This is a genomic window from Aureispira anguillae, from assembly GCF_026000115.1.
Lineage (GTDB): Bacteria > Bacteroidota > Bacteroidia > Chitinophagales > Saprospiraceae > Aureispira > Aureispira anguillae.
Genome location: NZ_AP026867.1, coordinates 3,723,356 through 3,739,482 on the forward strand (window position 1 = coordinate 3,723,356; position 16,127 = coordinate 3,739,482).

General features: G+C 36.1%; 12 protein-coding genes and 1 pseudogene. 11 read left to right on the forward strand and 2 right to left on the reverse strand.

Annotated features, from left to right (window positions below; genetic code table 11):
* Nucleotide 1: 1 nt before the first annotated feature.
* A pseudogene (locus AsAng_RS14590) lies at nucleotides 2-1,073 on the reverse strand (hypothetical protein).
* Between the two features lie 121 nt (nucleotides 1,074-1,194).
* Here AsAng_RS14590 and dapF point away from each other — a divergent pair.
* From dapF to truA, 7 genes are all read left to right on the forward strand, one after another.
* Entirely contained in the window at nucleotides 1,195-1,986 is a 792-nt protein-coding gene (gene dapF, locus AsAng_RS14600; protein ID WP_264793524.1) for a diaminopimelate epimerase, read from the forward strand.
* A gap of 166 nt (nucleotides 1,987-2,152) precedes the next feature.
* Nucleotides 2,153-2,779 (forward strand): L-threonylcarbamoyladenylate synthase, encoded by a 627-nt coding sequence (locus AsAng_RS14605; RefSeq protein WP_264793525.1) that lies wholly within the window; start codon nucleotides 2,153-2,155, stop codon nucleotides 2,777-2,779.
* An 8-nt stretch (nucleotides 2,780-2,787) separates the two neighbouring features.
* A complete protein-coding gene (locus AsAng_RS14610; protein ID WP_264793526.1) occupies nucleotides 2,788-3,198 on the forward strand; it encodes a DUF423 domain-containing protein in 411 nt (136 codons plus the stop codon).
* Between the two features lie 340 nt (nucleotides 3,199-3,538).
* Entirely contained in the window at nucleotides 3,539-5,071 is a 1,533-nt protein-coding gene (locus tag AsAng_RS14615) for a carboxypeptidase M32 (RefSeq protein WP_264793527.1), read from the forward strand.
* 69 nt (nucleotides 5,072-5,140) lie between these two features.
* Nucleotides 5,141-6,364: an exonuclease SbcCD subunit D C-terminal domain-containing protein gene (locus AsAng_RS14620; RefSeq protein ID WP_264793528.1), complete on the forward strand. Its 1,224-nt coding sequence runs from the start codon at nucleotides 5,141-5,143 to the stop codon at nucleotides 6,362-6,364.
* A gap of 230 nt (nucleotides 6,365-6,594) precedes the next feature.
* Entirely contained in the window at nucleotides 6,595-7,137 is a 543-nt protein-coding gene (locus AsAng_RS14625) for a YkvA family protein (RefSeq protein ID WP_264793529.1), read from the forward strand.
* 72 nt (nucleotides 7,138-7,209) lie between these two features.
* On the forward strand, nucleotides 7,210-8,010 hold the full coding sequence (gene truA, locus AsAng_RS14630; RefSeq protein WP_264793530.1) for a tRNA pseudouridine(38-40) synthase TruA: 801 nt from the start codon (nucleotides 7,210-7,212) through the stop codon (nucleotides 8,008-8,010).
* A 9-nt stretch (nucleotides 8,011-8,019) separates the two neighbouring features.
* Here the strand turns inward: truA and AsAng_RS14635 are convergent, their stop codons facing one another.
* Nucleotides 8,020-9,429 carry a hypothetical protein gene (locus AsAng_RS14635; RefSeq protein ID WP_264793531.1) on the reverse strand — a complete coding sequence of 470 codons (1,410 nt, stop codon included), beginning with the start codon at nucleotides 9,427-9,429 and terminating at the stop codon, nucleotides 8,020-8,022.
* 129 nt (nucleotides 9,430-9,558) lie between these two features.
* On the opposite strand from AsAng_RS14635, the gene AsAng_RS14640 reads away from it, so the two are divergent.
* From AsAng_RS14640 to AsAng_RS14655, 4 genes are all read left to right on the forward strand, one after another.
* Nucleotides 9,559-12,561: a T9SS type A sorting domain-containing protein gene (locus tag AsAng_RS14640; RefSeq protein WP_264793532.1), complete on the forward strand. Its 3,003-nt coding sequence runs from the start codon at nucleotides 9,559-9,561 to the stop codon at nucleotides 12,559-12,561.
* A gap of 180 nt (nucleotides 12,562-12,741) precedes the next feature.
* The gene (locus AsAng_RS14645; RefSeq protein WP_264793533.1) at nucleotides 12,742-13,275 is read left to right on the forward strand and encodes a hypothetical protein; all 534 of its coding nucleotides are present in this window, start codon (nucleotides 12,742-12,744) and stop codon (nucleotides 13,273-13,275) included.
* A gap of 164 nt (nucleotides 13,276-13,439) precedes the next feature.
* Complete coding sequence (locus AsAng_RS14650; protein WP_264793534.1) at nucleotides 13,440-14,159, forward strand: hypothetical protein; 720 nt, start codon at nucleotides 13,440-13,442, stop codon at nucleotides 14,157-14,159.
* Between the two features lie 325 nt (nucleotides 14,160-14,484).
* Complete coding sequence (locus AsAng_RS14655; RefSeq protein ID WP_264793535.1) at nucleotides 14,485-15,849, forward strand: T9SS type A sorting domain-containing protein; 1,365 nt, start codon at nucleotides 14,485-14,487, stop codon at nucleotides 15,847-15,849.
* Nucleotides 15,850-16,127: the final 278 nt, after the last annotated feature.

Here is a 16,127-nt window from a genome sequence, read left to right on the forward strand (position 1 = left end):
TTCACAGTGGCATTTCCTTATTCGGCAAAACCAATACTTGCCCCTTTAGTGTTATCTTTAGATCATGCTGAGCAACTACAGCATCCCAATTGGAATAAGAACTAGGTGGTTCGTAAGCATATATTTTTTTATTATAAAGCCCTTTAATTCCCGTCATTTTCCACATAGAATCCGTAGCGGCAGCTTTCACCCCATCGTCTGTTGCTCTAGAATTGATGTAAAAATCATTTCCAGGCCAAGAAACATGATCCCAAGCCACTACACTAAATAGCATACAGTTTGAAAAATCATCTCCCTCTTCTTCCAACAAAACGGGTTTGGACAACTGCGCTTTTCCTTGATTTCCCTGCAACAATGGGCGCACCAACAAGGAAACACCATTAATATCCAAACGCTTATTGCTACATTCCTTATAAGGATCGTAATAAATAGCTTTGATTAAGGGAAAATAAGTGGCGTATTTCTTTAATAAATCGATTAAAACCTGCTCTAATACGGCTCCCAATTCTCCTTGAAAAATACCTGCAAACATTCCACACCCCAAGCCAGGAATCGTTATTAAAGCCTGCTTTTTTAATTGCTCTGCCTGCTTATTGGCATAGATTAGCAACGGCAATAGACGCCGTTCATACAATTGGTAAAATTGCTTGTAATTTATTTTTCCTGCTCGAACAACAGCCTCCCAATCCGCAGGTGGATAATGCCTATCATTTCTCAATAAAGCTCCAGGTGTAAATAACAAAACAGCATCAAAGGGTTCTTGATAAACCTGAGGTTGTTGATGTTGTCCATTATCAAAAATAGAAACACTTACAGTCTCCTAGAATCGAAAGTTCCATTAAATTCCAATCGCTACCATCTCCCTTTACTGCACTTTCAGCAAAAATTTGCGGTTGTTTGGTTTGCATCAATAACTCCAGTAGATCCTCTGTTTCTAAGGTCTGAATATTTTTATTTTTCAGCGCTTTGTACAAATAAAAACCTGTGCGCTGACTCTTGTTTTTTAGGTTTCTTAAATAAGTCGCTGTTCTTTCAAAAGTAACTTTAGGTACTAAGACTTGGTACTTTTTCATGCTATTTATTTGGAGTTAATTAAGATATACAAGGTACATTTTTTGTATAAACTTTTAAGGCTTTTTTGTACTTTTACAAAAAAGAGCAGAACACAGCCTTCAAAAATAAGAACAATTACGCATGCAAATTCCATTTTATAAATATCAAGGAACAGGAAACGATTTTATTTTGATCGATAACCGAGATTTAATCCTTCCGAACCTCTCTCAAGCCATTATTGAACAATGGTGCAATCGCAAATTTGGCATTGGTGCAGATGGCTTAATGCTTTTGCAAAAAAAAGAAGGGTTTGATTTTGAAATGGTTTATTATAATTCGGATGGCAACTTGGGAAGTATGTGTGGTAATGGAGGGCGTTGCATTACGGCTTTTGCCCATTTTCTAGGTGTTCTAACGACACCCAAAGCTTATTTCTACGCTGCTGATGGTCCTCATCATGCGCTACTCAATGGAACAGATTATGTGGAGTTAAAAATGGGTGATGTATCTAGCGTTGCTTATAGTCCTAATTCTATTTTTCTAGACACAGGCTCTCCGCATCATATTGAATTTGTCCAACAAATTAACGATATTGACGTATACAATCAAGGAAGAGCAATTCGATATAATGATCATTATAGAGCAACAGGGACCAATGTTAATTTTGTAGAAGTAACCCAAGAAAATCAACTTACTGTAGCTACTTATGAAAGAGGAGTAGAAAACGAAACCCTTTCTTGTGGTACTGGCGTTACTGCTGCTGCCCTAGCTTATCATCTAGAATTTTCCCTAAACAGCCCCACCCACCCCATTAATATCCAAACAAAAGGGGGACAGCTAACTGTTCGTTTTCAATACAAAGATCAGCAATTTTATGACATTTGGCTTTGTGGTCCTGCCATCCAAGTTTTTAAAGGGCATATTAAATTATAATTTTTGCAAAAAAACATTACTTTTAGATAAAAATTCTTCCATTATTAAATACTCACAATCATCTCTTTGTATCTATTTTGGGCAACATGACTTTTTAAAATTCCAAAACCATTAAGTAACACCTCCCTCTATTTTTCAATTTTCCCTATTTAATCTACTACTACCTATGTCTGCAATTTTTTTAGAAATACACCCTGAAAATCCCGAAAGCCGAAAGATAAAACAAGCTGTTCAAATCATTAAAGATGGCGGTCTAGTCATCTATCCAACAGACACCTTATATGGTTTGGGTTGCGATATTACCAACAATAAAGCCGTTGAACGTGTTTGTAGAATAAAGGGTATCAAACCCCAAAAAGCTAATTTCTCTTTTATTTGTTCCGACTTAAGTAATATTGCTTTTTATACTAAACCTTTTAGCAATAGCATTTACAAGAGCATGCGCAAGAATCTTCCTGGTCCTTTTACTTTTATTCTGAAAGCCAGTAACCAAGTTCCCAAGATGCTTAAAAACAATCGAAAAAATGTAGGAATACGAGTTCCCAATAGTCCTATTGTCAGCCAATTATTAGAAGGATTAGAAAACCCCATTATATCAACCTCTATCAAAAATATAGACGACGACATCACCCCCTATCCGACAGATCCCTACACGATTTATGAAGAGTACAAACATTTAGTAGATTTGGTGATTGACGGTGGTTTTGGAGGCAATGTTCCTTCTACTGTAATTGACTGCACCAACAATCAACCAGAAATTATTCGCCTAGGATTGGGCGATTTACAGTATTAATTTACATTATGCAAAAAAAGCTTTTAATTACAACAGGAATATTAGGCTGTCTAGCCGTCATTTTGGGTGCATTTGGTGCCCATGCCCTTGCCGAAAAATTAAGCAGTAGTCAACTAAATACTTATCAAACTGGTATCCAATATCATTATTATCATACCCTAGCACTACTAGGAGTTTTAGCAATTCGCAATCAATATACAACAGCAACTTGGTTGTATCGAGCTGCTTTTTGTTTTATTGTTGGGATTCTCTTTTTTTCAGGTTCTATTTATCTATTAGCTTGTCAAGAATTATTATCTTTGCAAAAATGGGTCAAAATCATTGGTCCCATAACCCCCATTGGTGGCTTATTTTTTATTCTAGGATGGTTGATGCTTATTATTCAGGCAATTCAATTTCCTAATACAGAACAAAAATAATGTCATCTCTTATTTGGCTTTATTACGAATGGGTAAGTTCATGTAACCATGGATGTATATAGTGGAAGCATTTTTCTCTATGGAGGTTTAAGGTACTTTTGACCTGTTTTTCTATATCCCCATTTTTTGATAAGGTTTATTGCAAATCAATTTTGTACCGATTAATTTTTTCTACTTGGAAACAAAACGAATTGTAGTCCTAAAAACTACTACCCCCTACTCTTTTTATAATCAACCAATTAGGGCTCCTTTAAACATATACCAGTAACAGCATATAATATAGATACTATCCTAAATAGTATTATTCCCCTATAATAAATGATCAAAATAGTTAAAGACTATGTCTCTACTAAAAGAACAGTACAATCAATATGTTAGCCATTTACAAAAAATACAAGATATAAATAGTACGCTTGCCCTCTTACATTGGGATAATGAAGTACATGCATCCGCAAAAGGCGCTCAACTACGTGGGCAACAAATAGCCACCTTATCCGCCACTGTTCACGAGTGGGCCATCAATGAAGAATTAGGAGACTTGTTAAAAACACTTTATGACAACCGTCATGAATTATCAGAAAATGAAGCCAAAAACGTTGAACTCAGTTTAGTCCTATATAATACTGAAAGAAAACTTCCGACGGAATTTGTCATGGCTTTTTCCAAGGCAAAAACCAATGCCTTCCATGCATGGATAAAAGCACGCAAAGCAAAAGATTATGCGCTGTTCAAACCCGAATTGCAGGTAATTGTTGATTTGCTCAAGCAAAAAGCTGAATTTATTGGTTATCAAGATCATCCCTACAATGCCTTAATCAATGAATTCGAAAAAGGGGCTACGGTCGCTCAATTAGATGTTTTATTTGGCGATGTTCGGAAACAATTGGTTGCTTTTGCTAAAGAAATTAGGGAAAAAGGAACTCCTAGCAAAAAAAATTTTTTGCATCGTCATTATGACAAGAAAAAACAATGGGATTTTGGCTTAGAATTACTAAAACAGATGGGCTATGATTTTGAAGCAGGTCGTCAAGATATCTCTGAACATCCATTTACAACGGCATTCTCTGCCAACGATGTCCGCATAACAACCAGTATAAAAGAGGATAATCCAATTGAAATGATTGGAGGCTGCCTTCATGAAGGAGGGCATGCCTTGTACGAAATGGGGCTACAGCTAAAGTATTATGGCCTTCCTTTGGGCATGCCTACCTCTATAGGTATTCACGAGTCTCAATCTCGCTTGTGGGAAAACCAAGTGGGGATGAGTTGGTTCTATTGGCAAGCCAACTTTTCTCGAATGCAAGATTTTTTCCCTACGGCATTGGGAGATATTACATTAAAACAATTCTACAAGGCCATTAATCAAATAGAACCCAATTATCTAAGAACCATTGCTGATGAAATCCACTACCACTTGCATATCCTAATTCGCTACGAAATAGAAAAGGGCTTATTAGATGGCAGTTATGATGTAGAAACACTGGAAGAAGTTTGGAATCAGAAATACAAAGAATTTTTGGACTTAGATGTCCCTCATGCTACTTATGGAATCTTACAAGATGTGCATTGGGCTGAGGGGCTGTTTGGCTATTTCCCAACTTATTCTTTAGGGAGTTTTTATGCTGCTCAATTCTATGCGAAGGCAAAAAAAGATATGCCTGAATTGGAGCAAGAAATTGCCAAAGGCAATATGCAATCGCTCTTAGATTGGTTGCGCCATCACATCCATCAGCATGGGCAAAAATATACATCAGAGGAGCTTTGCCATCGAATTACTGGTGAGGGGCTTAACCTCAAGTATTTTATGGATTATGCTCGGCAAAAATATGCTGAAATTTATGATTTAAAGGCAGAATTTTTTAACCAAGTTTAATCTTAGTAATACTCCGTTGATTACCTGCGGTCTTAGGAAATCAAAGAACAAAAGAATAAGAGCTAGATTATGAAAATACTACATACAGCAGATTGGCATTTGGGACAAAAGTTTTTTCATCGCAATCGAGAACAAGAACACAAAGCTGCCTTAGATTGGTTGGTGCAGTACATTCAAGAAGAACAAATCGAACTATTGGTAGTCGCTGGAGATATTTTTGATGCAGATAATCCGCCTAATTATGCAAGAAAACTTTATTTTAACTTCCTAAAAAAGCTCGTTCCTACTTGTTGTGAAGATATTGTCATTGTAGCAGGCAATCATGACTCTGCCAATATGTTAGATGCCTCCAAAGAGTTGTTCAAGTTGCTTAATGTTCATGTTATTGGCCATATTGCAGAAGATAGGAATCGTCAAATCATTGAGATTAAAGGAAACGATGATCATCTAAAAGCAGTTGTTGGTGCCGTACCTTATCTAAGAGATAAGGACATCCGAAAAAGTATTGCAGGAGAAAGCTCTGAACAACGGGAAGAAAGCCTTAGAATAGGTATTCAACAACATTACAAAGAAATTGAAACCGAACTAAAAGCTTATCAAACCGCCAATGTTCCTATCATTGTAACAGGGCATTTATATGCCGCAGGAGGTGAACGGCAAGATCGTCCCAATAGTATTCATATTGGTTCTTTGGGAATTATTGGAGCAGAAAGCTTTTCCGAGGACTTTGATTATGTGGCACTTGGTCACTTACACCGAGTTCAACAAATTGACAAAGAGCGCCCTATTTGGTATTCAGGGGCTTTAATCCCACTGGATTTTAGTGAACTTAATTATGCTCAAGTTGTTTGTTTAATAGAATTTGAAGAACGGAAAATAGTCCGTCGAAAATCAATAAAAGTACCACTCAAACGAAAATTGCGTACTTATAAAGGTACATTGGAGGAAATCAAAGAAAAACTAGAAAATCTAGATACAAATGTTATCTTAGACACTTGGCTCAGAATTATAGTAGAAACCGATCATCATTCGCCCAATTTATCGAGTGATTTGGAAGAGATTATTTCGGATAAACCTGCTGAAATTATGATCCTAAAAGAATCTAATTCAAACAATGGCTTATGGAATAACGAACCCAATGAGGGCTTACAAAGTTTACAAGATTTAGAAGAAATTGAAGTATTCAGGAGATGTGCCCAACAAAAAGGGAACATTCTTGATGAGCAAATGGAGGACTTAGAAAGTAGTTTTAAAGAATTATTGGGTTGGATGCAAGAACGGGACTTAGAATAGGGAACTTGTCCTTTGCCTTTTAGGTTTATGTAATATACAACCCCTTGTTCCCTATATATGAATAATCAACGGAGTAATGATAAATTAATACTCCATTGATTTTTTAGTTTTTTAGTAAAAAACATAAAAAAACATCTTGCACTACATTGATTATCAGTTTTTTAGCACTTGCAACACACACAACACTGATAATCAATATAGTACGATTTTTCAACGGAGTAATGATAAATATGAGAAAGAAGTTATTTGCTAAAGCAAAAGAAGTAGAAAAAGAACCACTTGATTCTCAAAAAAAATCAAGCAAAAAGAATCAGGAAGAAATGCTAGAAAAGGATGGGCGCAAAGTATCTGAAAGCTTGTTCTATAAACTTTTTGTAAAAACAGCTTATAGTATATTGCACAAACCACTCGCTGTTTTTCGAATCTTAAAAAACTCGTTAGAGCATCTCAAAAAATACGAATCTATTCGTGAATTTGCAGCAGATACCAGAGAAAAAATCGAATTACTTACTCGTATGATCCGAGCTTATGTAAAAGGAGAATACAAAGGTATTTCGAAAACCAATATTGCATTAAGTCTTGCAGCGATTATATATTTTGTCTCTCCTATAGATTTAATTCCCGATTTTTTGGCTGCTGGTTTGTTAGATGATTTGGCGCTATTAACTTGGGTCTACAATAACTTTACGCATGAAATCGAAGAATTTTTGCTTTGGGAAGATGAGCATAAAATGATTCGTATTCCCATAGAAACAGGAGAAGAAAATAAATAAAAGGTATCCACTTGAATCTTTAAAAATTTGTGGTTCTTTGACGCCAATACACTCAAAAACAAACCATTTCTTTTGACACGCTATTTTTTTCACATTGCCTATAATGGCACACACTATAGAGGTTGGCAACGGCAGCCCAATGTCCGCTCGGTTCAAGAAGTATTAGAAACTAAACTCGCTCAAGCCCTCAAATTACCTGCAATAACAATTATTGGTTGCGGTCGTACGGATGCAGGAGTGCATGCCAGTCAGTTTTTTTTTCATACAGATTTGGCAGTTCCACTAAGAGAGAACTTTGTCTTTGTTATGAACAAAATCTTACCTCCTAGCATCGCCATTTTTGAAATTATAACGATAGACTCTAATTTACACGCTAGGTTCAGTGCTGTAGAACGGGTTTATGATTATTTTATTCACAACCAAAAAGACCCATTTACCAATGACATCAGTTCTTTGTATGTCGATTATGAATTGGATCTAAACAAAATGAAAAAAGCCGTCGCTTTGTTGCCCAAATACAAAGATTATAAGGCATTTTGCAAGCAACCCGATTTGCACAATACTACTCTTTGTGATGTGCGCTCGGCTAAACTATTTTGCACAAAAGATCATAAAAAAATACGCTTTCAAATTACAGCCAACCGATTTTTGAGGGGGCAAATTCGTATACTTGTTCAAAAATTGCTAGAGATTGGAACAGACAAATATTCCATTGACGAATTTGAACAAAATCTAGCCACCCAACAACGCCCCCAGCTCATTCGCCCTGCACATCCACAAGGGCTTTTCCTTTCCAAAATTGTTTATCCTGGTTTAGATTTAGTCAATCAAGCTAATTTTACATTGCCTGAAGACTATTGGCAAGCACTCTAAGACTCCCATTTACACCCCATCTAATTGTCGCAACAACCATTGTCTTTCTGTCAAGGGATTGGTAGATTCTATGGCTTTTTTGAGTTGAATTTTTCCTTTTTTATCATAATTGGCGAGATAAAATAAGCGCTTTGTAAACTGTATAAAATAAATATAATTGTCTCGATGATAACTCAACATAGATTTGCGTTGTAAAAAGACCGTAAAGCTATTGAGCAATGCATCCAAAGCATCAAAATATTGATATTGATAATAGATTTTTATCAACATCACTTTGGCATCTATATTCATCAAAATATCATCGTATTCCATGCAAACCAATAAGGCTAAAACCTCGTCATAACGTTGTTGTGCAAAAAACAATTTTGCCGTATTATAGTGAACATGGCTCTTTTGATAGCTTCTATCCAAGGAAACGCCATGCGTTTGAATAAACTGTTCTACCCAGACAAAATGCTTTTGTTTAAGCCCTAAGGAAACAATATTATTAAAGGCAAATTTGCTCAAAATTCCATGTTCCATCAAGATCTGATGTTCTAAGCCATACTGATACAATTCTAAAGCTTCTGCTGCTGCCTGTTCGTTTCTTTGCTGGTTTAGGCTTCGGATACAATAATTAATCGTCATCAATAAAACATCCCGCTGTTCCTTCTTATCCATATAGCCAGCCGACTTAAAAAAGACCGTTTTTAATTGAGTAAAGTAAGTCGTTTTTTGGGGATATTTTAAAGCCATGTAAGCACAATAATAAATGTATAAAACCGCAGGAACGGTCTCTTTAGCATTGGTAACATAATCCAATATCTGCTCTAAAAATGGGATCGAATAATTTGTTTTATGCACCTGTGTATGAGAAATAGCGATACAAGCATAACGCAACGTTGCCATCATAAAAAAGCTAGACAACGATTCAAAAATAGCAGGCAAGTTATTGGGCGCATTTCGATTCGATAATGTTTTTAAGTGCATGCGTTCTGCCTCCAAATTATAAACCTCCAAATAATACGTTTCATTTCTCAAGGCTTGTTTTTCTAGATCACTAGAGGTACTTCTTAACAACTGTTGAGCTAGATTCGGCAATTGGCGTTCTCTTAGCTCTTTTAATTGCCAATAATTGATCTTATTTTTCTCTTGAATTAGTCGATTATATCCGAGAAATTCAATTAAGCTTTGATAGGCATAAGACATAATATGATTTAACGAATCTTCCTTATAAACAGTTCCCAAGGACAAATACTTAAATGCCCGTTTTTTAGACAGTGTTTTTTCGGACAAGGTATACCTAGAATCAATAAAATCAAATAGTTTTATAACTTTATCATGTTGGTTATGTGCAGGAGATTTTAACCATTTTTTAAACCGTCTTACCTCTATCCTATTTAGTGTTTTGTAGACTTCTACTAATTTACTTGTTAGCACTATTTATCTTTTTTTTTAGCTTATAATATCCGAGAAAATAAAAAATATGTACTGTGGAAGCAAATAAGGAAGGTCTATTTTTGTATTGTCAATTAAATTATTGTCGTTTATACTAAAAAAATAAAAACTATGAAGTCCTCTCTTTGTTACACAATATTCCTAAACTTGCTAATACTTTATAGTATTCAGGTCACTGCCCAATCCCAACAAGTCTGGGAAAGAAAGTTAGGCAACGACTTCAATAACAATACAGCCTATGCAGGTAAAGGCTTTTTCGTACACGAAACGAGCAACCAACAATATGTAATGATGAGTTCAACCGTCTCTCCTCTAACAGGGCAAGATGGAGCAGCTCGTTGGACCCTAATCGATACCTTGGGTCAGGTTGTGCAAGAACAAAAATACACCTCTTCGGATTTTCCCAACAACTACATTCATCAAAGTATACGACTCGATGCACTCGTAACAAGCGATGGTGGATATGCTTTTGTAGAATTATTTGGCTTAGGCGATGACAGCCTAGCCTTAACCAAACTAGATGCCAATGGCAATCTACAATGGCAACAATTATACCCCAGTGACACCAGTAATAACACGCTATTTTTTACCGCTAGATTGCAAGAACTTACTAATGGCGATTATCTAATTCTAAAGGAATTTGGCAATCCAGATCCTACCTTTGGCAATGATTATCGCATTGTTATGCAGCGGGTTTCTGCTATGGGCATTCCTATTTGGGAAAATAAAGTATACCATCATGGCAAACCTAGTTTTCATGACAACCCCGATTATATTTTTGAACAAGCCAATGGCAATTTGGTTCGAGTACACCGAGAAAGAGGTTCTATTTATGAATATGATGCGGCTGGAACTGTAATTACCCAAGTAGATAGCTTGCCCAATGGAAATGTTTATTGGTATACTAATATTCCGATTGATACAGGAAGTAATTATGCCTCCAACTCCAATCGTGTTTGTGCCGTTACTCAAACAGCAGAGGATGGTTTAATTGCTCTCACAGATAAATACTTAGTAGAATTTGATAGTACGTTAAGAATAAAAAGAATAGAAACGATTGGCATCCTTGGAAATTTAGCCATAAAAAAACCTGATCTTAGATCTGCTATTAAAAGCACCAATGATGGGGGTTATATCTTGGTTATTAATAATTACTGGGCTGCAAACCAAGATAGGAACTATTTGATTAAACTAGATGCCAATTGGAATATAGAATGGAGTCGTGACCTTTACGATGGTTCTTATTTTTATTCTGTTCGATTTTATGATGTTATACCAACCTCTGACCATGGGTACCTCCTAACGGGTTATAACGGAAACAAAACTTGGGTCATCAAAACAGATAGTTTAGGGCGTTATAAGACGAACATTATTCAAGGAAATGTATTTACAGATTATGACAATTCTTGTCACTTAGATAGTGCCGATATAGCTTTACAAGATGTTATATTAAAATTCAAAAGCAATACTACCACCTCCGAATATTATGCAAAAACAGATGTGGATGGTTTTTATACGGTTGATGTTCCCAAAGGTACCTACACCGTTGAGCTAAATTCGCCCTTTCCCTTTTTTGATACACTTTGCCCAATTGATAGTACAATCGTATTTTTAATACCTGGCACTACCGACACCTTTGATCTTCCGCTCTCACCGACCATCAGTTGCCCAATGCCTACGGTCAATATTGCAGCAATGATTTTACGCAGAGGGTTGCCCAGTTATTATGTTGCTCAATATTGCAACCATGGTACACTAGATGCACAAGGAGTGTATATAGAGATAGAACTAGACAGCTATTTTAACCTAGACAGCACTTCTACCCCATTTAGTAGCCAAAACGGTAACACTTATACCTTTAATATTGGTCATTTAAATGTGGGCGATTGCGGCAAAATTCACCTTTATGGCACGATTGACACCTCAGCTCTATTTGGGCAAACACACTGTACAGAAGCTCGGATTTTTCCAGATTCCATTTGTATACCCAACTTTTGGAATGGTCCAATTATGAACGCTTCTAGTAGCTGTCAAAATGATTCGGTCACCTTTCAGATTCAGAATACGGGTGCTACGGCTGCCAATAACCTCTCCTATTTAGTATACGAAGATCATGTAATTTTTAGTATTAGTAATGTAAGCCTAGGTAGTGGTGCCACGACCCAATTGCACTACCCTGCCGCTCCTGGCAAAACCTATCGAATAGAAGTAAATCAAGCAACAGGTTTTCCAGCTATATTGGGTAGTTCCAAAGCTATTGCTTTCCAAGAAGGCTGCAACAGTTATAGCAATGGCACATTTAATACAGGATACATCACTTCGTTTTACAATGGCAATAGCTCTCCATTTGTATCGCTCAATTGTACACAAAACAGAGGATCTTGGGACCCCAATGATAAACAAGCAACTCAAAAAGGATATGATGCAGCACATTATATTGAAGCCAATACACCACTAACCTACAAAATTCGCTTTCAAAATACAGGAACAGATACTGCGTTTAGAGTTATTATTGTCGATACCCTATCTCAACATCTTGATCCTGCCACCCTACAATTGCAAGTGGCTAGCCATGACTATACTTGGTCTCTGTCTAGTCAAGGTGTTCTAAGAATTGTCTTTAATAATATTATGTTGCCCGATAGCAACGTCAATGAATTGGCATCACATGGCTTTGTTGTCTATAACATTCAGCAACGAGCCAACAACCCTATTGGTACGGTTATTTATAATCATGCCGAAATTTACTTTGATTTTAATGCTCCAGTGATTACCAACCAAACCTATCACACCATTGGAGATAATTTTGTCCCAATTATTATTACCAACACTCCTACTATAGCTCCCAAACAAGCGTTCAATGTCAGTGTCTCCCCCAATCCCTTCGAACAAGCAACCACCTTATTTATAGAGGGAGATGTGCAAGAAACACTTTTGCTAAACGTTTATGATCTTACGGGCAAAATCGTTGCCAATTATATCGCCCAAAAACAACATTCACAAAAGTACTCAACCATCAAAATTGAGCGCAAAAATCTCCCGCCAGGAATTTACATTTATCACCTACAAACGAAGACTAAATCCATTAAAACAGGTAAAATTATAGTTCGATAGAGTAATTCAGATGCTAATTCCCATAAATCCCTACATAGACAATTGTTTATGTAGGTTTTTTTTTTACCCTAAACTATAGTGCACTTTTTAGTTTTTTTTAGTAAATTTAATAGCCCTCTAATATTCCCTTAAAGTTTATCAATAGACAACTCTACCTTACACTTAAACAAATTGAAAATTATGGAACCTTTTGACTTTAATGCAGAAACATTAGGGCAGGCATTTCTCCCTGCAATCTTTTCACTCCCTGGTTTTGTAAAGAACAACATGCTCAAACTTTTAGCCGCTCAGGATGTGACCGATCTCCAAACAGAAAATTGGTATCCTGTCAAAAGCATCTTAGATTTTTATGCTCAAGTAATTGAAAATTATGGTCCTAATACTATTTTCGACTTAGGGAAAGCAATTCCTGAAAATGCAGTATTTCCACCAGGGATAGACTCGATTGGAAATGGTTTGGGCTTGATCGATACGGCTTATAATATGAACCATAGAAATGGCTATTTAGGCTTTTATAAACTCGTTAGCCATGATGAAGCAGAAAAAAAGATTGTTATGCAATGTTACAATCCCTACCCTTGCGATTTTGACAGAGGGTTGCTTACTTCTATGGCTCGCAAATTTAAGTTAGGAGTACGGGTGATGGTTGATGAAAGTAAACCTTCTAAAAAGAAAGGGGATCTAGAAAGTTGGTACATTGTTTCTTATCGTTAAATGCTCAACAAGACCTAATCATTCAATTTTTGGAACTGAATTTGAGCTAGTGGGGTTATTATAGAAGTTGTTTAAGAATTAATAATTCTTTTATTGATACTAAAAAAGGATACTTATATTTAGGCAACTTTCTACAACCTACTTTTTTAACCAATACTAGAATAATGAAAAATATTTTTTTTGCAGTTTGCACCCTATTATTAGTTTCTTTTTTAACAACAGCTAGTACTGCCCAAAATGGCAAAAAAATCAAAGATGCTGTCATTACTTATAACATGGGGGTTGATAGCGACAATCCTGCTGCTGCTATGATGGGATCGACGACCATGAAGATCGGTTTTAAGGGCGATTTGAGTAGTGCTGACATCAATATGATGAATGGTATGATGACAACCAATACGCTGTTTGATAACAAAGAGAAAAAGGGGCTTATTTTGATGAATGTACCTATGATGAATAAAAAAATAGGCGTCAAAATGAATGAGGAAGAACTGAAAGAGTTTCAAAAAAAGCAATACAAAAATGCTAGTCCTCCTAAAATAGAATACTTCAAAGGGCAAACGAAAAAAATTGCTGGGTACAAATGTTACAAAGCTATTGCCACCATGTCAGGAGTAGATGATCCTGTTGTTATGTATATCTGTGAAAACATTCAGCCTGCGGGAACATCTCAATGGCAAATGCAATATCCTAACCTAAAAGGTTACCCACTTTCTATAGAGGTAAAACAACAGGGAATGAAAATCACATTTACCGCTAAAGAAGTTGATGCCAAAGCGGCTAAAGATTTAAAATTTTCCATGGAAATTCCTGAAGGTTATGAAGAAATGACTCTAAAAGAGTTTGAAGAAATGAGCAAAGGTGGAGGTGCGTTTGGTATGTAATTCCTACCCAAGCATCTATAACCATCACAAAAAAAAGAGCAGCTTACGCTGCTCTTTTTTTTTGTGATGCCCTCTCTCTACAGCACTAAATGGTCAAACATCAGCTTCGCCTCCTTCCTCCCCTTTTCAAATTATCCAATCAAGGATAATTTTTTTTTTAATACCTAGGGTTACCTCTCTCCCATTAATGCCATTATAAGAACACAAAAGTTGTCCTACCGTTGTTTTCACTAAAACATTATAAAAATTAGATGATTTATATTTTCGCTCATCTAATACCTAAACACATATAATTACAAACAATAATAATAAAACAATTACGACTATGAACTTACATTTATTTATCCCCCTATTATTTATTGTCCTCTTCTCTTCTTTCTCCTCCTATAGCCAATGTGCCAATGATAGCATTTCCCCTACCGCAGTCTGCCAAGACATTACCATTCATTTAGCTGCTTCAGGATATGCTCACATCAATCCCCTTCATATTGATAATGGCAGTACTGATAATTGTGGCATTACAAATTACTTGGTGAATGGGCAAATCACAGATACCTTTAGTTGTGATGATATTGGTTCTAATTCTGTTATACTAACCGTAATTGACTCCAGTGGAAATGTAGACCACTGTACTGCTGTTGTTACCGTAGTAGATCTTATTGCCCCCAACATTACCTGTATAGATACGGTTTCATTGCCATTGGATAGCAATAGTCTTGCTTTTTTGACACCTAATCTAGCAATTAGCAGCGTTTCTGACAACTGCAATATAATCAATTGGGGAACGCTAGAATTGTTCGATTGTAATGATGTAGGCAGTCCAAGAACCGTAACGATGACGGCTACAGATATGAGTGGAAATCAAAGCAGTTGTTCAACAGTAGTTTATACAAGAGAACACATAGCTCCTGTTGCCATTTGCCAAAACATTACACTTGCGCTTTCACCAACAGGGTTTACAGTAGTCTATCCCCACCAAATAGACAATGGTAGTTTTGACAATTGTGGAATCATGGATTATTGGATTAATGGTGTAGATTCTTTTATTTTAGGAGCCAATAATATAGGAGTTAATACTGTTGTGTTGACCGTAAGAGATAGTGCTGGTAATACCGCTAACTGTGTCGCTACTGTTACTATTGTTGATCTTATCGCTCCTATTGCTTCTTGTCGATCAATTGTTAATGCTCCCTTAAATACAGCAGGAGTTAGCACAGTTTCAGCGATAGATTTAGATCATAATAGTTCGGACAACATAGGCATCACTTCTTATCTAATTGATGGCTTGCCTTCTAAAACATTTAACTGCAATGATGTTGGCAATACTCCTGCGACACTATATGTTATGGATGCATCTGGAAATGTAGATACTTGTTATTCGACAATCAAAGTTACCGACCCTCTTTCCTCCTGTCTATTAGCCAATTCCTCCATCCTTGCTGCTTCTACAGCCAATGAAATTACGATTTTCCCCAACCCAACTAAGGGCAATTTAAATATCAACTCCTCTGATGCTCCTTTGGAACAGTTGACCTTAAAAACAATAACAGGAAAAACTGTTTTGGAGCAATCAATCAACCAACAAATGAGTTATGAATTGGACTTAAAAGAATTGCCCAATGCCATTTATCTCCTAACTGTAAAAACAACTGCCAATACCTATTCTAAAAAAATTATTTTACAAGAATAGTAAGTTGTTATTTTATAAAACCTAGCCTTACAAGTGCCCTTTATCGTGGTTCTTGTAGGGCTTTTTCTTTTTATTGGGGGATTAAGGAACATAATCTTGTAAATTTTGTAGTATCTTATGTAGCAAGTAATGGAAGTTGTTTAAGAATAGCCTTACATTACTAATGAAAGCTAATTTTTAGTTACTCATCGTTAAAAATCTACCCCATAGCGCTGCTATGAACTAGATTTTTGCCTCGATTATCTAAAAATTTAGTACTCATTATCAACAAAACTCCA